The 18,936-nt window shown below is 67.7% G+C and carries 16 protein-coding genes; 12 read left to right on the forward strand and 4 right to left on the reverse strand.

The features are described 5' to 3' along the window. The first annotated feature begins 236 nt into the window (after nucleotides 1-236). The 6 genes from map to xth are packed head-to-tail and all read left to right on the forward strand — an operon-like array spanning nucleotide 237 to nucleotide 7,253. Nucleotides 237-1,013 carry a type I methionyl aminopeptidase gene (map, locus tag EVS83_RS04015; protein ID WP_133499726.1) on the forward strand — a complete coding sequence of 259 codons (777 nt, stop codon included), beginning with the start codon at nucleotides 237-239 and terminating at the stop codon, nucleotides 1,011-1,013. Continuing rightward, nucleotides 1,010-3,676 (forward strand): [protein-PII] uridylyltransferase, encoded by a 2,667-nt coding sequence (gene glnD / locus EVS83_RS04020; protein ID WP_133499727.1) that lies wholly within the window; start codon nucleotides 1,010-1,012, stop codon nucleotides 3,674-3,676. The genes map and glnD overlap by 4 nt, the downstream gene beginning before the upstream one ends. Next, the gene (dapD, locus tag EVS83_RS04025; protein ID WP_425456060.1) at nucleotides 3,652-4,575 is read left to right on the forward strand and encodes a 2,3,4,5-tetrahydropyridine-2,6-dicarboxylate N-succinyltransferase; all 924 of its coding nucleotides are present in this window, start codon (nucleotides 3,652-3,654) and stop codon (nucleotides 4,573-4,575) included. The genes glnD and dapD overlap by 25 nt, the downstream gene beginning before the upstream one ends. Nucleotide 4,576: 1 nt before the next feature. Next, nucleotides 4,577-4,936, forward strand: coding sequence for a Spx/MgsR family RNA polymerase-binding regulatory protein (locus EVS83_RS04030; protein ID WP_133499729.1), 360 nt, complete (start codon nucleotides 4,577-4,579; stop codon nucleotides 4,934-4,936). A 15-nt stretch (nucleotides 4,937-4,951) separates the two neighbouring features. Then, the gene (gene dapE / locus EVS83_RS04035) at nucleotides 4,952-6,085 is read left to right on the forward strand and encodes a succinyl-diaminopimelate desuccinylase (RefSeq protein ID WP_133499730.1); all 1,134 of its coding nucleotides are present in this window, start codon (nucleotides 4,952-4,954) and stop codon (nucleotides 6,083-6,085) included. A 40-nt stretch (nucleotides 6,086-6,125) separates the two neighbouring features. After that, a complete protein-coding gene (gene xth, locus EVS83_RS04040) occupies nucleotides 6,126-7,253 on the forward strand; it encodes an exodeoxyribonuclease III (RefSeq protein ID WP_133499731.1) in 1,128 nt (375 codons plus the stop codon). Between the two features lie 31 nt (nucleotides 7,254-7,284). Here the strand turns inward: xth and EVS83_RS04045 are convergent, their stop codons facing one another. Further along, a complete protein-coding gene (locus tag EVS83_RS04045; protein ID WP_133499732.1) occupies nucleotides 7,285-7,899 on the reverse strand; it encodes an HAD-IB family hydrolase in 615 nt (204 codons plus the stop codon). A gap of 116 nt (nucleotides 7,900-8,015) precedes the next feature. Here EVS83_RS04045 and EVS83_RS15585 point away from each other — a divergent pair, with 116 nt between their 5' ends. Beyond that, on the forward strand, nucleotides 8,016-8,162 hold the full coding sequence (locus EVS83_RS15585; RefSeq protein ID WP_166636794.1) for a hypothetical protein: 147 nt from the start codon (nucleotides 8,016-8,018) through the stop codon (nucleotides 8,160-8,162). 108 nt (nucleotides 8,163-8,270) lie between these two features. Further along, complete coding sequence (locus EVS83_RS04050) at nucleotides 8,271-9,947, forward strand: M28 family metallopeptidase (protein ID WP_133499733.1); 1,677 nt, start codon at nucleotides 8,271-8,273, stop codon at nucleotides 9,945-9,947. A gap of 177 nt (nucleotides 9,948-10,124) precedes the next feature. On the opposite strand, the gene EVS83_RS04055 is transcribed toward EVS83_RS04050, so the two are convergent. Both EVS83_RS04055 and EVS83_RS04060 read right to left on the reverse strand, forming a co-directional pair. Next, complete coding sequence (locus EVS83_RS04055) at nucleotides 10,125-10,790, reverse strand: hypothetical protein (protein WP_133499734.1); 666 nt, start codon at nucleotides 10,788-10,790, stop codon at nucleotides 10,125-10,127. A gap of 196 nt (nucleotides 10,791-10,986) precedes the next feature. Beyond that, nucleotides 10,987-13,221: a M3 family metallopeptidase gene (locus EVS83_RS04060; RefSeq protein ID WP_133499735.1), complete on the reverse strand. Its 2,235-nt coding sequence runs from the start codon at nucleotides 13,219-13,221 to the stop codon at nucleotides 10,987-10,989. 151 nt (nucleotides 13,222-13,372) lie between these two features. On the opposite strand from EVS83_RS04060, the gene EVS83_RS04065 reads away from it, so the two are divergent. Continuing rightward, nucleotides 13,373-13,795: a CBS domain-containing protein gene (locus tag EVS83_RS04065; protein WP_166636795.1), complete on the forward strand. Its 423-nt coding sequence runs from the start codon at nucleotides 13,373-13,375 to the stop codon at nucleotides 13,793-13,795. A gap of 144 nt (nucleotides 13,796-13,939) precedes the next feature. Beyond that, nucleotides 13,940-15,976 carry an amidohydrolase family protein gene (locus EVS83_RS04070; protein WP_133499737.1) on the forward strand — a complete coding sequence of 679 codons (2,037 nt, stop codon included), beginning with the start codon at nucleotides 13,940-13,942 and terminating at the stop codon, nucleotides 15,974-15,976. A gap of 51 nt (nucleotides 15,977-16,027) precedes the next feature. Here the strand turns inward: EVS83_RS04070 and EVS83_RS04075 are convergent, their stop codons facing one another. Then, nucleotides 16,028-17,221, reverse strand: a complete 1,194-nt coding sequence (locus EVS83_RS04075) for an acyltransferase family protein (protein ID WP_133499738.1) — start codon at nucleotides 17,219-17,221, stop codon at nucleotides 16,028-16,030. A gap of 151 nt (nucleotides 17,222-17,372) precedes the next feature. Here EVS83_RS04075 and EVS83_RS04080 point away from each other — a divergent pair, with 151 nt between their 5' ends. Both EVS83_RS04080 and EVS83_RS04085 read left to right on the forward strand, forming a co-directional pair. Beyond that, complete coding sequence (locus tag EVS83_RS04080; RefSeq protein ID WP_133499739.1) at nucleotides 17,373-18,269, forward strand: LytTR family DNA-binding domain-containing protein; 897 nt, start codon at nucleotides 17,373-17,375, stop codon at nucleotides 18,267-18,269. Nucleotides 18,270-18,443: 174 nt separating this feature from the next. Beyond that, nucleotides 18,444-18,936, forward strand: a 493-nt coding sequence (locus EVS83_RS04085; protein ID WP_133499740.1) for a hypothetical protein, incomplete at its 3' end; no start/stop codon positions are given.

Raw genomic sequence — 18,936 nt, forward strand, 5'->3', positions numbered from 1 at the left:
GAGGCCCTGCGCCCGGCGTGGGCGGCTCGCGGTGGGTTGCGAAGCCGGAAAAGTGTAGCCGGGACGCGGACTTGGAGCAACCGGCCGGGCTGTTTCGGGCGCAAGCGGCCGATGCGGTTCGGCCATGCCCGAGGTCCGATCGTGGCCTGTAGTGCTGGACACCCATCAGCACCGATGCATCGCAACGTCCCGTGCGACCAGCGCGGTCCGGAGGCGTGGCGCGGCATAATGTACGGATGCCGATCACCCTCAAAACCCCCGAAGACATCGAGAAGATGCGCGTCGCCGGCCGCCTGGCGGCTGAAGTGCTGCAGGTCGTCGCGCCGCACGTGAAACCGGGGGTCACGACCGAAGAGCTGGACCGCATCTGCCACGACCACATCGTGAAGGTGCAGGGCGCCATCCCGGCCAACGTCGGCTACAAGGGTTTTCCGAAGACCGTCTGCACGTCCGTCAACAACGTCATCTGCCACGGCATTCCGAGCGTGGGCAAGGTGCTCAAGGACGGCGACATCATCAATATCGACGTGACCGTCATCAAGGACGGCTTTCACGGCGATACCAGCCGCATGTACTTCGTCGGCACGCCGTCCGTGATGGCCAAGCGCCTCGTGGATGTGACGCGCGAGGCGATGTTCCGCGGCATTCGCACGGTCAAGCCGGGTGCGACGCTCGGGGACATCGGCCATGCGATCCAGCAGTACGCCGAATCCGAGCGTTTCAGTGTGGTGCGCGAGTACTGCGGCCACGGCATCGGCAAGATCTATCACGAGGATCCGCAGGTGCTGCACTACGGCCAGCCGGGGCAGGGCCTCGTGCTGAAGCCGGGCATGACCTTCACGATCGAGCCGATGATCAACGAGGGCACACGCCATACCAAGGTGCTGCCTGACGGCTGGACCGTGGTGACGAAGGACCGGAAGCTCTCCGCGCAGTGGGAGCACACCGTCGCGGTCACCGACGACGGTGTCGAGATCCTCACGCGCCTGCCGGGCGACGACAACGACCTATGAGCGACGCCGCGGCCCTCGACGCCGCGTGGCCCGTCACCGATGAGGCGCCCGACGCCACGTGGATCGCGGCGGCGCGTGCACGGCTGTCGTCGCTCGCGTCGTCGCTGGAAGCGGCATTCGATGCGGGCGGCGCGACCGTCGATGTCCGCCCACTGATCGCACGTCGCGCCGCGGGCGTCGACGAGGTCGTGCGTTCGGCGTGGCGTCGCGCGGTCGGTATCTCGACGGGTGACGGCGCGACGACGCCCGCACTTCTTGCGGTCGGCGGCTACGGTCGCGGCGAGTTGTATCCGCAGTCGGACATCGATCTGCTCGTACTGCTCGACGAGCCGGCGCAGGACAGCACGGCGGCATCGATCGCGCGCTTCGTCGCGTTGCTGTGGGACGCAGGCCTGCCGGTCGGTCACGCGACACGTTCGCCTGCGCAGTGCACAGCCGCCGCTGCGGACGAGATCACCGTGCTCACGTCGATGCTGGAAGCACGCGTGCTTGCGGCGGACGAGAGCGTGGTATCGCGTCTGCAGGCCGCCGTCGATCCCTCATGCGTCTGGCCGCCGGCTGCGTTCTTCGACGCGAAGCGCCGCGAGCTGCGTGAACGCCATGCGCGTTACGGCGACACCGCCGACAACCTCGAACCCAACCTCAAGGAAGGCCCGGGTGGCCTGCGCGACCTTCAGACGCTGCGCTGGATGGCGCTGCGGCTGACGAACACCGGCGACTTCGCCTCGCTGATCACGCTGGGCCAGCTCGGTGCGGATGAGCACGCGACGCTCGAACGCCAGCACGACGTGCTCGCACGCCTGCGGTTCGGCCTGCATCTCGTCGCCGGACGTCGCGAAGAACGCCTGCGTTTCGATCATCAGAAGACGCTTGCCGCGCGGCTCGGCTTCGTTGACGCGCCCGGAGCACTCGCGGTCGAGCAGATGATGCAGATGTTCTATCGCAGCGCCGGCCTCGTGCAGCGCATCGGCGATCGCTTGCTGCAGCGCTTCGAGGAGCAGCTGGAAGGCGAGGGCGCGGCGGAGCGTCTCGACGATGCGTTCGAGCTGCGACGCGGCTATCTCGCGGCGACCTCGCCGTCGTGGCCGCGTTCGATCGACGACGTGTTCGCGCTGTTCGCGGCGTGGGCGGCGCGACCCGAAGGCGACGACGGCACTCGCGGCCTGCATTCGCAGACGGCACGCGCGCTCGCGGAGTTCCTCGAGGAAATCCCCGCGTACGACCGCGCAACGCCCGGCGCGCGAGCGGCCTTCATGGCGCTGCTGCGCGGCGCGCAGCCCGTTCGCACGCTCACGCGCATGGCACGTCTCGGCGTGCTCGGCCGCTGGATTCCGGCGTTCGCGAACGTGTCGGGCCGCATGCAGTTCGACCTATTCCACGTCTATACGGTCGACCAGCACACGCTCGCGGTGCTCGCGAACATCGCGGCATTCGTGCGAGGTGGGGACGAACGCTTCTCGCTCGCGCACGACGTGTACCCGCGCCTGCGCAAGCCCGAGCTACTTTTGCTCTCGGCGCTGTTCCACGACATCGCAAAGGGTCGCGGCGGCGATCACTCCGAACTGGGCGCCGTCGACGCGCGCGCATTCGGCGAAGCCATGGAGCTGCCCGCGGGCGAGGTGGCGACGATCGAATGGCTGGTCGCGCAGCACCTGTTGATGTCGGTGACTGCGCAGAAGCAGGACATCGCCGATCCCGACGTCATTCATCGTTTCGCGCAGAAGGTGGGCGACCGCGAGCGTCTCGAACTGCTGTACCTGCTGACGTGCGCCGACATCGCGGGCACATCGCCCAAGCTGTGGAACGCCTGGAAGGATCGGTTGCTCGCGGATCTCTACACGTCGACACGCCTCGCGCTGCGTCGCGGACTCGAGAATCCGCTCGCGGCCGATGAACGCGCGGACGAAACGCGCTCCGCTGCTGCGGCGCTGCTGCGCGCGGAGGGCATCGGCGACGCGATGATCCGCGCGACGCTATCGCGCATGCCCGCAGTCGGATTCCAGCGCGCGCGGCCCGACCAGATCGCCTGGCAGGCGCGCACGCTGCTCGCCCTGGGCGATCGCACGACCGCGGTGGCGGTGCGACCGCTCGGCGATGCCGGCGTGCTCGAAGTCTTCGTGCACTCGCCTGACCGCGACGGCCTGTTCGCCGCGATCGTGATCACGCTCGATCGACTCGGTCTCGCGATCGCGCAGGCGCGCGTGCTCGACGGCCCCGAAGGTCGCGTGTTCGACAGCTTCGAAGTGGTGCCCGCCGATGGGCGCCTGCAGCCGGTGCCCGAAGATGTCGCGCGTCGACTCGAGCAGGTGCTGGCCGGCACCCTCGACGCGTTGCGGCCCGCGCGGCGCGCGCAACCGCGACATCTCAAACACTTCCGCATCGCCCCGCAGGTGGGGTTTGATCGCATCGACGCACCGCCACGCACGATGCTCAGCCTCGTCTGCACTGACCGTCCGGGCCTGCTCGCCGACGTGGCGCTCGTGCTGCGCGAGCAGGGCATGCGCGTGCACGATGCGCGCGTCGCCACGTTCGGCGAGCGCGCGGAAGACGTGTTCCAGATCACCCGCGTCGACGCCTCGAACGTCGATGCCCCACTCGATGAACCCCACCAGCAGGCGCTGCGCGACGCGCTGCTCGCCTGCCTCGACGGAGATTGCCCATGAGCCCGCCGGCCAAGAAGACCGCCGCCAAGAAGACCTCGCGCCGCAAGGCCGCACCGAAAGGCCCGGGTCGCGACGAGCTGAAGTTCCTCATCGACAGCGCGTGGGAGCGCCGCACGATGTTGACGCTCGACGAGATTGATGGCTCGACCCGTCCGACCGTCAACCTCGTGATGGATCGCATCGAAAGCGGCGAATACCGCGTGGCCGAGCCGGACGGCAAGGGCGGCTGGACGGTCAACGAATGGCTGAAGAAGGCGGTGCTGCTGTACTTCCGCACGCAGGACATGGAAGTGATCGAGGCCGACCCGGCGCCGTACTGGGACAAGGTGCCGGCGCGCTTCCAGGACTTCGACGAAGCGCAGTTCCGCAAGGCCGGCGTGCGCGTGGTGCCGGGTGCGATCGCGCGTCGCGGCTGCCACATCGCGAAGGATGTCGTGCTGATGCCGAGCTTCGTGAACATCGGCGCGTACGTCGGCGAGGGCACGATGGTCGATACGTGGGCGACGGTCGGTTCGTGCGCGCAGATCGGCAAGCACTGCCATCTCTCGGGCGGCGCGGGGATCGGCGGTGTGCTCGAGCCGCTACAGGCGACGCCGACGATCATCGAGGACCACTGCTTCATCGGCGCGCGGTCCGAAGTGGTGGAGGGCGTCATCGTCGGTCATCACTCGGTGATCGGCATGGGCGTGTTCCTCGGGCAGAGCACGCGCATCTACAACCGCGCGACGAAGGAAATCACCTACGGCTACGTGCCGCCGGGCAGCGTCGTGGTGTCGGGGCAGCTGCCATCGGCCGACGGTTCGCATTCGCTGTACTGCGCGGTGATCGTCAAGCAGGTCGACGAGAAGACGCGCGGCAAGACGTCGATCAACGACCTGCTGCGCGGTCTGGCGGACTGACATGGCGACGACGCTCTACGGCCTTGCCAATTGCGACACCTGCAAGAAGGCGCGCAACTGGCTCAAGCGCTTCGACGTCGCGCACGAGTTCGTCGACTACCGCGATCAGCGGCAGTCGCCGGAGACGCTGGTCGAGTGGAAGGACAAGCTCGGCGGTTGGGATGTGCTGATCAACAAGTCGTCGACCACGTGGCGCAACCTGCCGCCCACGCGCAAGACGCCGGGCTCGGACGCGGAGTGGAAGCTGCTGCTGCGCGAATATCCGCAGCTGATCCGTCGGCCGGTCGTGGTGACGGATGACGGCACCATTACGCAGGGCTTTACCGACAACGGTTTCAAGAAGCGGTTCGGCATCGGCTGATCCGCGGGGAATGTGATGAGCGACGTCCTCGACTTCACCCGTGCGCTGATCGAACAGCGATCGTTGACGCCCGACGACGCCGGCTGCCAGGCGCTGATCGCCGCGCGTCTCAGCGCCGCCGGTTTCGCCTGCGAATCGATGCGCTTCGGCGATGTCGACAATCTCTGGGCCGTGCATGTCGGTACGAACCAGGAGCCGACGCTGGTGCTGCTCGGTCATACCGATGTCGTGCCGAGCGGCCCGGTGGAAGAGTGGACGAACGATCCGTTCACGCCGGACATCCGCGACGGGAAGCTGTACGGCCGTGGTGCTGCGGACATGAAGGGCAGCGTCGCGGCGTTCGTCGTCGCGATGGAGCGCTTCGCGCGCGAGCATGCGGGGCATCGCGGTCGCGTCGCGCTGCTGGTGACGTCGGACGAGGAGGGCATCGCGCTCGATGGCGTGCGCAAGGTCGCGGATGCGTTCCGCGAGCGGGGCGAACGCATCGACTGGTGCATCACCGGCGAACCGTCGTCCAAAGCGACGCTGGGCGATCTGTTGCGCGTCGGCCGACGCGGCAGTCTGTCGGCGACGCTGACGGTGCGCGGTATCCAGGGGCACGTCGCGTATCCGGAAAGGGCGCGCAATCCGGTGCACGAGGCCATGCCGGCGCTCGCCGAACTCGCTGCGCGCCGCTGGGACGACGGCTACGAAACGTTCCCGCCGACGAGCCTGCAGATCAGCAACATCCTTGCCGGCACCGGCGCGAACAACGTCATTCCGGGCGAGCTGCAGGTGCTGTTCAACCTGCGCTACAACCCGCACTGGGATGCCGCACGGCTGGAGCGCGAATGCGACGCGATCATCGCGCGCCATTGCAGCGATTACGCGATCGACTGGCATCGCAGCGGCGAGCCGTTCTATACGCCGGACGGTGAGCTGCGCCAGGTCTGTCGCGACGTCCTGAAGGAATTCGCTGGCGCGGCGCCCGAAGAGAGCACGGGCGGCGGTACGTCCGATGCGCGCTTCATCGCGCCGCTGGGCGCGCACTGCGTCGAAATCGGGCCGGTGAACGCGAGCATCCACAAGGTCGACGAACACGTGTCGGTCGCGGACCTCGAGCGCCTGCCGGATCTCTACTTCGAATTGATGCGCCGCCTGCTGGCCTGAACTCACCGGCCGTCGACGCGCGACGCCTAGCATCGCGCGCATGGCCCGGCTCAAGATCGCGACGTTCAACATCAACGGCGTGCGTGCACGACACGGCGCGCTGATGGAGTGGCTGGAACGCGAGAAGCCCGACATCGCGTGCCTGCAGGAACTCAAGGCGCCTGAGGAGGCGTTTCCGCAGCTCGACATCGAAGCGCTCGGCTACGGCGCGATCTGGCACGGGCAGAAGTCGTGGAACGGCGTCGCCATCCTCGCGCGCGGTGCGCAGCCGGGCGAAGTGCAGCGCGGCCTGCCCGACGATCCCGACGGCACGCAGAGCCGCTACCTCGAAGCCGACGTGCACGGCCTGCGCGTCGCCTGTCTCTACCTGCCGAACGGCAACCCGCAGCCGGGGCCGAAGTTCGCGTACAAGCTCGCGTGGTTCGCCGAACTGCGCCGTCGCACCGCAGCGCTTCTCCGAAGCGGCCGGCCGACGGTGGTCTGCGGTGACTTCAACGTCGTGCCGACGGACGAGCTCGACATCTACAACGCGAAGTCGTGGCGCACCGACGCGCTGCTGCAGCCGGAAAGCCGCGAGGAATGGTTCGCACTGCTCAAGCAGGGCTGGACCGATGCCATCCGCGCGGTGCACGGCGACGAAAAGATCTACACGTTCTGGGACTACTTCCGGAAGCACTGGGAGCGCGACGCCGGCCTGCGCATCGACCATCTGCTGCTGAGTCCGAACCTCGCGCCCATGCTGAAGGACGCGGGCGTCGATCGCTGGGTGCGCGGGCGACCGGGTGCGAGCGACCACGCTCCGACGTGGGTAGTACTCGATGCGGCGGGCGGTGCGTCGAAACGCGCTGTCGGGAAGCGTGCGACGAAGACGGTCGCCAAGGTGCCGACGGCGAAGCGTGCTGCGGCGAAGAAGAGCACTGCGACGACCAAGCCGGGTTCGCGCACGACGTCGAAGCCGCGCGTTGCGACGACCAGGGCCGCCGAGAAGTCGGCAGCGACGGCGAGCCGCAGTGCAAGCAAGGCGGCGACGAAGAAGGCCGCGAAGAAGAGGGTGACGAAGGCGGCGACGAAACGCGCCGCGAAGACGGTGACGAAGAAGGCGGTCGCCAAGCGCGGTACCAAGACGTCGGCCGCGAAGAAGGTCGCGGCGCGTCGATCGATGCCCTGATCGATCAGTGCATCGGCGTAGCCGGTGGCGACTACGCGGTCGCGAACGCCTCATCGACGTGCGGCATGCGCCGATAGTGCGCGTGATGCGCCATCGCGAGCATGGCTTCGTCTTCCGACGTATCGCCGTAGGCATGGATGCGTTCGAACTTCGACAGGTCGAACGCTTCGCGTATGCGTCGCACCTTTTCCTCGCGTACGCATTGTTCGCCGGCATAGCAGCCGGTCAGGCGGCCGTTGCGGCGTTCGAGCGTCGAGCACAGCACCGGCAGGTCGTGCGACCTCGCCCACGGCACGAGGAACGCATCGAAGTTGCCGGAGACCACGACGACCGTGTCGCCGCGACGGCGATGCGCGTCGATGCGCGCCATTGCTTCGGGTCGCAGGAGCGGCGGGACCGCGGTCCTCGCGAACGACTCGCCGGCGGCATCGACCTCACTCGCGTCGAGCCCGGTGAACGCGACCCGTGCGATCGCGCTGCGCGCCGTATTCCCCGAAACGAGCCCGCGGCGATACGCGAGGATCAGGGGCGCGAGCGGCGGGTAGCCCAGAACGATGCGCCAGCGCGGCGCCGCCTCGGAAATGAACGGGGCGTAGGTCTCGATCGTGGTTATCGTTCCATCGAAATCGAAGAGGGCGAGGTCCATGAACGGGCGTCTTAACGGCCGGTTGCCGCTCACAAAGCTTAGCGGCCGGGGTCGTCGCCGGTAGTGAGACCCCGAGTGGCCAGAATGTCGGGCTCCCCCAACCCGAGGACGCCCCCATGTCCCCACGTCCCGACAGCACCGAGCTGCGCAACGCACCGCGTCGCCCCGCGCCCATCGCCTCCGACGCCGATCGCCTGCGTCGCGGCCTTCCATTGGAATCCGGCGAGGCGTTGCCGCCGCCCCCGCCGCGTCCGTTGCACTAATCGACCGGCCGTGACGCGAAGCGCGCCGTCGCGCACGTTTTGTGCGATGACGGCGCGGATGTTGCGCTGCGGCCGCTTGCTACCATCGGCCGGTTGTTCCACGCACGCATGAGGTCTGCCTTGTCCAGGTTGCTCGCCGCTTCACTCCTTACTGGTTCCATCGGTCTCGCTCTGCAGCCGGCGTACGCCGCGAAGGCGCCGGACATCAGCGCACAGCGTCTGTCGTCGATTGTGCGCACGCTTTCGTCCGATGCATTCGAAGGCCGCGGCCCCGCGACGGCCGGCGAGACCAAGACCGTCAACTACATCGTGTCGCAGATGAAGGCCATGGGCCTGCAGCCCGGCGGCGAGATGAAGGGCGGCAAGCGCACGTGGACGCAGCCGGTGCCGCTGTTGCGCGCGAACATCACGGGCTCGCCGCAGCTGTCGCTCAACGTCGGCGGCAAGTCGCAGGCGCTCACGCAGGGCGAGCAGGTCGCGATCCGCGCCGCGCTCGACGGTTCAAAGTCGGTGTCGATCGACAACGCACCGCTGGTCTTCCTCGGTTACGGCGTCAAGGCGCCGGAGCGCAACTGGGACGACTTCAAGGGCATGGACCTGCACGGCAAGATCGGTGTCGTCCTGATCAACGACCCCGACTTCGAAACGGGGCAGGGCGACTTCGGCGGCAAGGCGATGACGTACTACGGTCGCTGGACCTACAAGTACGAAGAAGCCGCACGCCAGGGCCTCGCGGGCCTGCTCATCGTGCACGAGACCGATCCGGCGTCGTATGGCTGGAACACGGTCAAGAACTCGAACACCAACACGATGTTCGATGTCGTGCGCGACAACCCCAAGGGTTCGCATCCGCCGATGGAAGGCTGGATGCAGCGCGACGTCGCGGTGGATCTGTTCAAGCAGTCGGGCCTCGATTTCGACGCACTGAAGAAGCAGGCGCAGACGCGCGATTTCAAGCCGGTGGAGCTGAAGGGCGCGACGCTGTCGGCGAAATACGCGGTCGACAGCCAGGTGATCACGTCGCAGAACGTGGTCGGCCGCCTCGCCGGCACGAAGCGTCCTGATGAGACCGTGATCTACAGCGGTCACTGGGACCACCTCGGCATCGGCCAGCCGGACGCCAAGGGCGATCGCATCTACAATGGCGCCGTCGACAACGCGACCGGGATCGCGTCGCTGCTCGAACTCGGCCGTGCGTTCGCGAAGGCGCCGCGCACCGAACGTTCGGTGGTGTTCCTCGCGGTCACGGCGGAGGAGAAGGGCCTGCTGGGCTCCGAGTACTACGCGTCGAAGCCGCTCTATCCGCTCGGCAAGACCGTTGGCGTCATCAACATGGACGCGCTCGACCCGCACGGCCTGTCGAAGAACTTCACGACCTCGGGCAGCGCGCAGGTCGAACTGCTCGACGACCTCACCGCGACGGCGAAGAAGTGGGGCCTGACGTACAGCCCCGATCCGCATCCGGAAGCCGGCCACTTCTTCCGCTCCGATCACTTCCCGTTCGCCAAGCGCGGCGTGCCCGCGATTTCGTACGGCTCGGGTAATGACTGGGTGGAAGGCGGCGTCGCCGCGGCGGAAGCGTCGGACAAGGCGTACACCGCCGAGCGTTACCACCAGCCCGCCGACCAGTGGGAAGCCAGCTGGACGTTCAAGGGTATGGCGCGCGACCTGCAGATGCTCTACACGCTGGGCCGCGATCTCGCGAACTCGAAGCAGTGGCCGAACTGGGGCCAGGATTCGGAGTTCCGCGCGGCGCGCGATGCGACGGCGGCGGATCGTCGCTGATCGCGCTGTTGCGTAAGTCGTGACATGAAAACGGGGCCTTCGGGCCCCGTTTTTGTTCGCGTTGTTTGCGCGGTCATCGGACCAGTGACGTTCGCACGGCCGATGTCTCATCGACCATCGGTGCGGCCTTAGACGTCGCAATGCTGCGACGTGCTCTGAAGGCAGACGTGCGTTCGATTACTTCGGCGTCATCGCCACGTCGATGTGATCGATGTGCCAGCGACGCTGCGCTTCGGTCGAGCCCGGCACGTCGTTCACACGACGCAGCGTGACTTCGCCTTTGCGCGGTCGCGAATTCGCCGCGTTGTCGGTTGCGCTGAGCTCGATCGGCACGGTGACGTACATCGAGCCTGCGGCGCCCTGCACGCCGCCGGGTGCGAACACCTGCGCATGCGGCTTGCCGAGCTTGGCGAGCTGCGCGCGGAAGTCGGCGGCGCGACCTGCGTCGGCCCAGAGCGCGTCGGCCTCCTTCGTCTTCCCTTCGTCGACGAGCGCGAAGTAGGTCTCGACCGTCGTCGCCGCGGCTTGCGGGCTCGAGACTTCGGGGGGCGTGGTCGGTTCGGGCAGCGAGGCGTTCGACGCATCGGAAGGCGCGGGCGATGCAGGCGGTGGTGTTGAATCCGCGGGTGCCGGGGTGCTCGATGTGTCGGATGACGTCGCAGGCGCCGGCGTCTTCGCCGCGTCGCTGGTCGTGGCCGTTGGCGCAGCGGCCGCCGTATCGGTGGCGCTCGAATCGGTCGATGCCGGATGGCAGGCGGTCGCGACGCCGAGGATCGCGATGAGCGCGAGCGCCGGCCGCAACGTGTGGGCGGCGCGGTGGTTCGTCAGAAGAGGCTGGGTCATGGAATGTCCTCCTGGGCGGAAGCGCCGACAGTGGCGGATGCAGCGGCGAGGCGAGGTGACGACCGGGCTCGACAGACGGTGCCGATACCGGCGGTGGTCCACAGCGCGACCGCTCGACGACATCGGGTACCAGCGTCGGCCCAAAACAAAACCGCCCGGATCGCTCCGGGCGGTTTCGTCGTGCAGCGTGGGCGAATTACTTCTTCGTCGGCGTCGCGGGCGTGGCGTCGGTCGGCGCCTTGCTGTCGTCGGCCGTCGTCGCGTCGAGACCACGGCGCTTCAGCAGCGGCTCGATCCACGGATCGCGGCCCGTGTAGTTGCGGAACAGCACCATCGCGTCCTGACTGCCGCCCTGCGAGAGCAGCGTCTCGCGGAAGTGGTCGCCGTTCTTGCGCGACAGGCCGCCGTTCTGCTTGAACCATTCGACGCTGTCCGCATCGAGCACTTCCGACCAGATGTAGGCGTAGTAGCCGGCCGCGTAGCCGCCCATGATGTGGCTGAAGTACGGCGTGCGGTAACGCGGCGGCACGGCGTAGAAGTCGACGCCGTCCTTCTTGAGCGCATCGGCTTCGAATGCCATCACGCCCGACGCGGCCGGGATCTGCGCCGCCGGCAGCTGGTGCCAGTTCTGGTCGAGCATCGCCGCGCCGAGGTATTCGGTCGTGGTGAAGCCCTGGTTGAACTTGCTGCTCGCGAGCACCTTGTCGAGCAGTTCCTTCGGCATCGGCGCGCCGGTCTGGTAGTGCTTGGCGTAGTTCGCGAGGATCTCCGGCCAGTCGGCCCACATCTCGTTGACCTGCGACGGGTACTCGACGAAGTCGCGCGGCACGCTGGTGCCCGAGAAGTACGGGTACTTCACGTTCGAGAACATGCCGTGCAGCGCGTGGCCGAACTCGTGGAACATCGTGGTGACTTCATCCCACGTCAGCAGCGTCGGCTGGCCGGCCGGCGGCTTCGGGATGTTGAGGTGGTTCGCGACGACCGGCAGGTAGCCCGTGAGCGCCGACTGGTCGACGTACGAGTTCATCCACGCGCCGCCGTTCTTCGACGGACGCGCGTACATGTCGGAGATGAAGATCGCGAGCTGCTTGCCGTCCTTGTCGAACACGTCGAAGACGCGCACGTCGGGCTCGTAGACCGGCAGGTCCTTGCGCTCCTTGAACGTCAGGCCGTAGAGCTGGTTAGCCGCGTAGAAGACGCCATTCTGCTGGACGTTGTTCAACTCCAGATACGGCTTGAGCTGCGATTCGTCGAAGTTGTACTTCTTCTGGCGCACTTTCTCGCTGTAGTACGCCCAGTCCCACGGCTCGAGCTTGAACGTCGGCTGGCCCTTGGCCTTCTGCTCGGCGTCGATCATCGCCTGCAGATCGGCGGCTTCGCGCTTGGCGTTCGCCACGGCCGGCGGAGCGAGCTTGCCGAGCATCGCGTTGACGGCTTCCGGCGTCTTCGCGGTCTGGTCTTCCAGCGCGTAGGCGGCGTAGGTCGGGTAGCCGAGCAGGGCGGCCTTCTCGGCGCGCAGCTTGGCGACCTGCGACACGATGCCCGTGTTGTCGAACTTGTTGCCGCGGCTGCCGCGCGCGATCGACGCCTTGAAGATCTTCTCGCGCAGCGCACGGTTCTCGAGGACTGTCAGCGGCGGCTGGATGGTGGTGTTGACCAGCTCGATGACGTACTTGCCCGGCATCTTGTGGTCGGTCGCGGCCTTCGACGCCGCCGCGATCGATTCGTCGGACAGGCCGGCGAGGTCGGCCTTGTTGTCCACGACGATCGCCATGTCGTTGCGCTCGGCCAGCACGTTCTGGCTGAACTGCGTGCCGAGCTTCGCCATCTCGGCATTGATCGACTTCAGCTTGGCCTTCTGCGCGTCGTCGAGCTTGGCGCCCGAACGCACGAAGTCCTGGTAGTACTTCTCGACGAGGCGCTTGCTCTCGGCGTCGAGGCCCAGCGAGTCACGCGTCGTGTAGAGCTTTTCGATGCGCGCGAACAGCTTCGGGTTCAGCGAGATCGCGTCGTAGTGCGCGGCGAACTTCGGCGAGTACTGGCTGTCGAGCTTGTCGCGCGTCGGGTTGGTGTCCGCACCGACGAGGTTGCCGAACACGGTCTGCGCGCGACGCAGGATCTGGCCGCTCTTTTCCAGCGGGATGATGGTGTTGTCGAAGGTCGGCGCGGCCTTGTTGTTGGCGATCGCGTCGATTTCCTTCAGCTGCTCGGCCATGCCGCGGTCGAAGGCCGGCGCGAAGTCCGTATCCTTGATCTTGTCGAACTGCGGGTAGTGCAGGGGCAGCGGACTGATGTTGAAGAACGGGTTCACGGCGGCCTTGGACGTCGACTTGGACGTGGACTTCTTCGCGGGAGCCGCAGCGTCGGAGACCGCCGGAACGGTGGTCGCCGCGACGGCCAGCGCCAGCGCGAGGGCGAGAGGATGCTTCATGGAGGAGCCTCGACGGAGTGAACGCGCAGGGTACCCGACCGCCGCTTTACCCACCTATGACGAAAGGCATACGGCAGCTGACGCGCCGGTTTCACGTTCGTCCGACCCGAATTCCCGCAGCGTGCCTGCATCCCGTCACCCTGGAGTACCCATGGACATCCGCAGCGTCATGACCCCCGATCCGGCGGCCTGCCAGGCCGAAACGCCCGTGCGCGACATTGCGCGCCTGATGCTGGAGAACGACATTGGCCTCGTCCCCGTGATCGACGCGCAGGGCCGGCCCATCGGCACGGTGACCGACCGCGACATCGCCGTGCGCCTCGTCGCCGAAGGCCGCGACCCGCAGCAGGCCACGGCGCAGGACTGCATGACGACGCCGGTCACCACCGTCGCGATCGAAAGCAGCCTGACCGACGCCACCGAACTGATGGAGTCGCGCCAGATCCGCCGCCTGCTGGTGGTCGATGGCGACGGCCGCCTCTGCGGCGTCGTGGCGCAGGCCGACATCGCGCTCAGCGGTCGCGACCGCAAGACGGCCGAATTGCTGCGCGGCGTGTCCGAACCGAAGCACTGACGTCGCCTCGCATCCCGACACCGACATGCCGCCTCCGGGCGGCATGTTTTTTTGCGGCGCGTCATGACCAAAGGCCTGCCCGTGCGTCGCGCGGCCGCGCTAGGCTCGGCGGGCGCCACTGACGGCGCGAACCGAGATGCCCCGATGAAACCGCTGGCACGAAGCCTGCTGATCGCGATGTGCATGCTGCCCGCCGTCCCCGCATGGAGCGCCACGACGCAACGCTGGGTCGTGCTCGTCGACAACGGCAAGAAGGCCGGCGAACAGGTCGTCACGACGGGCGACGACGGCGTCGTGCGCACGTCCTTCGTCTTCAAGGACAACGGCCGCGGGCCGGAGATGCAGGAGGAGTACACGCTCGCGCCGGACGGCACGTTCGCGAAGTTCCGCGTCACCGGCACGTCGACGTTCGGGGCGAAGATCGACGAGACCTTCACGCGCGACGGCGATCGCGCGAGCTGGAAGACGACAGCGGACCACGGCGATCGCACGGTCACCGGCACCGCGGAATACGCGCCGCTGGCGAGCACGCCGCAGGCCGGCGCCGCGACCGTCGCGGCACTGGCGAAGCGTGCCGACGGCAAGTTGCCACTGGTGCCGGGCGGCACGCTGACGATGCGCGAGCTTGCGCGCGAGCAGGTGTCGAACGGCAAGGACACGAAGACGGTGAAGCTGCTCGCGCTCACCGGCCAGGGCCTGACGCCGAACTTCGGCTGGTTCACCGACGACGCCGCGCCGCAGATGTTCGCGTTCATCGCGCCGGGCTTCGTGCAGATGGTGCCGGAGGGGTGGGAAACCGTCGGCAAGCAGCTCGAGGAGCGTCAGAAGAAGGCGGAGGGAGAACTGCTCGTGCAGATGCAGAAGCAGCTCGCCAAGCCGCTTCCGGGCAGCACGCTGATCCGCAACGTCCGCGTGTTCGACAGCGTTAGCGCAAAGCTCGGCGGCGCCAGCGACGTGCTGATCCGCGACGGCAAGATCGTCTCCGTGACGCCGACCGGCAAGGCCGCGAAGGCGGACCGCACGATCGACGGCGGCGGGCGCGTGATGATTCCCGGCCTGTGGGACATGCACGCGCACGTCTCGCGTTGGGATGGCGGTCTGAACATCGCGTCCGGCATCACCAGCGTGCGCGACATGGGCAACGACAACGCCACGCTGCAGCAGATGATCGCCGAGGAGAAAGCCGGCACGCTGCTGATGCCGCGCATCACCCCGGCCGGCTTCATCGAAGGCGAAAGCCCGATGTCGGCGCGCAACGGCTTCGTGATCAAGAACCTCGACGAAGCGAAGAAGGCGGTCGACTGGTATCACGAGCACGGCTACCCGCAGATCAAGATCTACAACTCGTTCCCGAAGGACGTGCTGAAGGACACCGTCGCTTACGCGCACAGCAAGGGCATGCGCGTGAGCGGCCATGTGCCGGCGTTCCTGCGCGCGCAGGACGTGATCGACGACGGCTTCGACGAGATCCAGCACATCAACCAGCTGATGCTGAACTTCCTCGTCGACGACAAGACCGACACGCGCACGCTCGAGCGCTTCTACCTGCCGGCGCGCAAGGTCGCGGACCTCGACTTCGACAGCAAGCCGGTGCAGGACTTCATCCACACGATGGCGACGAAGAAGATCGCGAGCGATCCGACGCTGGCGACGTTCGAGTTCATCCATCAGCGCGACGGCACGATGTCGCCGATCGTCGCGCCGGTCGCGGACCATCTGCCGCCGGACGTGACGCGCGGTCGCATGGCGGCGGAGATGAACATCCCGGACGACGCGACGTACAAGCAGTTCGACACGTCGTACAAGAAGATGGTCGAGTTCGTGGGCCGCATGTACAAGGCGGGCGTTCCGCTGCTCGCCGGCACCGACGAGATGCCGGGCTTCACGCTGCAGCACGAGCTGGAACTTTACGTGCAGGCGGGTTTGACGCCGTCGCAGGTGCTGCAGATCGCGACGCTCAATGGCGCGACGGTGGCGCGTGCGACCGATCGCGGCGTGATCGCGCCGGGCAAGGCGTCGGATCTCGTGCTGCTCGACGGCGAGCCGACGCAGAACATCTCCGATGTCCGCAAGGTCGCGCTGGTGATCAAGGGCGACACGGCCTACGCGCCGTCGGAAGTCGATGAGGCGCTCGGCATCGCGCCCTTCGCGCAGCCGGTGCGGATTGCGGGATCGAAGTGAGGCAACGCGGACGCCCGGCGCGTGGCCGGGCGTCCGTTTCATCGGTGCTGGTCAAGCGAGCTCGTTTGCTGGCGCGACGAGATGCAGCGCGGGCGCCGGCTCGCGATCGCGACGTCGCAGCTTCATGCCGAACAGTGGGCGCAGCAGCGGTGCGCGACGGATGATCGCGAAACCGATCCAGCAGCCCGCCACGGTGCCGAGCAGCACCGCGCTCGCTTCGAGGCCCGCGGGCAGCCGCAGCGGCACCAGCCAGTAAGCGAGCAGCACGATCAGGCTCTGGTGCAGCACGTACCAGGGGAACACCGCTTCCGTTGCCCAGCCGAGCCAGGGAAACGAGCGGTCGAGGCAGGCCTTCGACCAGCCGAGCACCGCGGCGATCGCGATCCAGATGTAGACGCTGCGCAGCACCCAGACGAGTTGCTGCGCGCCGGCCATCTCGTCGGGCAGGACGCGACCGAGGCCGTAGTAGATCGGGAACAGGATCAGTGCCGACGCCAGCGTGCGGCGGCGCAGTCGTGCCAGTTCGGCCCAGACGCCGTCGGCGCGTGCGAGCCAGAAGCCGTAGAGGAACATCGTGAAGTAGAGGACGTCGCGATAGCCGTCGTGGATCAGGTCGCCGGTGTCCTCGAAATGGCCCTGCAGCGTGACTGTCTCGATGGCGATCGGCAGTGCCGGCAGCAGCACCAGCGCCCAGCCGCGCAGGCCGGTGAAGGCGTCGCGGACGCGCAGGCCGACACGGGAGTCGAGCAGCGGCCGCATGAGCACGAGGGCGACCGTGAACACCGAGAGGTAGGCGAGGTACCAGAGGTGGTTCCACGTCAGGCCGTGCTCCCAGCCGTCGAACGCACCCTTCGGCCACGGCTTGAACTCGTAGTAGCGGAGCAGGAAGTCGACGAAGCCCGGCTTCACGTAGCCCGTCTGGATGCCCTGCACGTAGGGCTGCACGGGCACGATCACAAGCATGCCGAACACCAGCGGCAGCAGCAGCCGCCAGGTGCGCTGGCCGAGGACCGACAGGCTGGTTGCCCGGCCGAGCAGGAACGCGCTCGAGATGCCCGAGATCACGAAGATCAGCGACATGCGCCAGCGGTTGACCACCAGCATCGGCAGCTGCAACCAGTCGAACGTATGGGTGCTCTTGATGTGCCAGCCCCAGTCGCCGACGTAGAGCATCCCCCAGTGGTAGAGGATCAGGAGGGCGAAGGCGAGGGCGCGCAGGGCGTCGATGTCGTGGCGTCGCGTCATGTCGGTCGTCCGTGTGGAGTGCGGCCGACTGTGGAGGCGCGAGGGCGCGCCGGAACGCCCGTGGGGACGCATCGGGCCGTCCCGGGGACGAGCGGTGGACCGCTGGGACGGACGAATCCCCGACGCCGCGTCCAGCGGTGACAATGCGCGCATGACCGACGCGACCCGACCCGCCGCCGACTCCGACTGGGCCCGCTACCAGCCGTGGCGACCGTGGATCGAGTACGGGTTCTGGATCCTCAACTTCGTGGTCAATGCGCTCGGCAACAGCATCACGACGATCATGGACATCCGCCGCGTGCACCTCGGCTTCGCAGGCTGGGAGCCGGTGGTCTGGGAAGTCACCAGCAACCTGATGGTGCTGGCGCTGGTGCCGGCGCTGCTCGCATTCACCCGCTGGCGGCCTATCGAGTTCGCCCGCTGGCGGCGGCGGCTGGCCGAGTACCTCGTCGCCAGCGTGGTGTGGTCGCTGATCCACGTCGCCTGCATGGTCGCGCTGCGGAAGGCCGCCTACGCCGCCTTCGGCGCGCACTACGACTTCGGCTATTGGCCGCGCGAGTGGGTCTACGAATACCTGAAGGACGTGCGCGGCTTCGCCGCCATGGTGGTCGCGATCGAGGCCTACCGCCTGTTCCTGCGCCGGCTGCAGGGCGAGGCGAGCCTGCTCGACGCGCCCGACGACGCACCGGCCGTCGAGACCGTGGCGCGGCCCGAGCGCTTCCTGGTGCGCAAGCTCGGCAAGGAATTCCTTGTGCCGGCCGCGGACATCGAGTGGCTGCAGGCGTCGGGCAACTACGTGAACCTGCGCGTTCGCGGCCGCGACTACCCGCTGCGCAGCACGATGGCGCAGATCGAGGAGCGCCTCGACCCGGCGACGTTCCGCCGCGTGCACCGCAGCTACATGGTCAATCTCGACCGCGTGGAGCGCATCGAGCCGATCGATTCCGGCGACGCGCGCATCGTCATGCAGGACGGCGCGACCGTGCCGTGCAGCCGCCGCTATCGCGCGGCGCTGCGCGGGGATGCAGCGGTGTCGGCCGCGGCGTAGCGGCGAGGCGTGTGCGGTGCCGTGCGCTGGCGCATGGTGTCGCGCTTGCCGATGCTGGTAGCACTCTGGCGCACGTGACGCGGACGATGGACTGTCGCCGCCGGATGACTCGCTCATGAAACCTCGCCGGCGTCGCCATCAAGCGCGGGTCCGCCCGGGTCGATATCCGGTGCGATGACCCGCATCCCGCTCGCGCTCGCATTGCTGCTGGCGACCACCGCCGCACATGCGGAGTCGGTGGCCACGATCCTGCGCGACGTCCACCTCCACGGTTACCCGCGTCCGCAGGTCGTGCTGCAGCGCCTCTGCGCGGCCGACAACCGTCCGGGGCCGAACGCTTCGATCGACGATCGCGCGCGCTACTGGACCGCCGTCGAAACGCTGGAGCGCCAGCAGGACGCGCATGGCCGCGCCGATCGCGCGCTCGCCGTGCTCGACGCGATGGCGACCCGCGAGCGCTGCGGGCCGTGCGGCGTCGCCGTGCACGTGGCGCGGGCGCAGCGGGCGATCGCGACCGAGCGCTTCGTCGACGCGAAGTCGGAATTGGCCGCGGCGGAGCCGCTGCTCGCCAACGTCGACGACGCGCTCCGGATGGAGTTCCTGTTGACGCGCGCACGCCTGGCGGACCTGCGCACCGAAATGGCTCACGGCATCACCGACGCGGTCG

It is taken from the genome of Cognatilysobacter terrigena, assembly GCF_004361065.1.
In the GTDB taxonomy this organism is placed as follows: domain Bacteria; phylum Pseudomonadota; class Gammaproteobacteria; order Xanthomonadales; family Xanthomonadaceae; genus Cognatilysobacter; species Cognatilysobacter terrigena.

Bases quoted from the DNA above. Each gene is read 5' to 3' on its own strand.
- map (WP_133499726.1), top strand. From the start codon at position 237: ATGCCGATCACCCTCAAAACCCCCGAAGACATCGAGAAGATGCGCGTC.
- glnD (WP_133499727.1), top strand. From the start codon at position 1,010: ATGAGCGACGCCGCGGCCCTCGACGCCGCGTGGCCCGTCACCGATGAG.
- EVS83_RS04030 (WP_133499729.1), top strand. From the start codon at position 4,577: ATGGCGACGACGCTCTACGGCCTTGCCAATTGCGACACCTGCAAGAAG.
- dapE (WP_133499730.1), top strand. From the start codon at position 4,952: ATGAGCGACGTCCTCGACTTCACCCGTGCGCTGATCGAACAGCGATCG.
- xth (WP_133499731.1), top strand. From the start codon at position 6,126: ATGGCCCGGCTCAAGATCGCGACGTTCAACATCAACGGCGTGCGTGCA.
- EVS83_RS04045 (WP_133499732.1), bottom strand. From the start codon at position 7,899: ATGGACCTCGCCCTCTTCGATTTCGATGGAACGATAACCACGATCGAG.
- EVS83_RS15585 (WP_166636794.1), top strand. From the start codon at position 8,016: ATGTCCCCACGTCCCGACAGCACCGAGCTGCGCAACGCACCGCGTCGC.
- EVS83_RS04050 (WP_133499733.1), top strand. From the start codon at position 8,271: ATGAGGTCTGCCTTGTCCAGGTTGCTCGCCGCTTCACTCCTTACTGGT.
- EVS83_RS04055 (WP_133499734.1), bottom strand. From the start codon at position 10,790: ATGACCCAGCCTCTTCTGACGAACCACCGCGCCGCCCACACGTTGCGG.
- EVS83_RS04060 (WP_133499735.1), bottom strand. From the start codon at position 13,221: ATGAAGCATCCTCTCGCCCTCGCGCTGGCGCTGGCCGTCGCGGCGACC.
- EVS83_RS04065 (WP_166636795.1), top strand. From the start codon at position 13,373: ATGGACATCCGCAGCGTCATGACCCCCGATCCGGCGGCCTGCCAGGCC.
- EVS83_RS04070 (WP_133499737.1), top strand. From the start codon at position 13,940: ATGAAACCGCTGGCACGAAGCCTGCTGATCGCGATGTGCATGCTGCCC.
- EVS83_RS04075 (WP_133499738.1), bottom strand. From the start codon at position 17,221: ATGACGCGACGCCACGACATCGACGCCCTGCGCGCCCTCGCCTTCGCC.
- EVS83_RS04080 (WP_133499739.1), top strand. From the start codon at position 17,373: ATGACCGACGCGACCCGACCCGCCGCCGACTCCGACTGGGCCCGCTAC.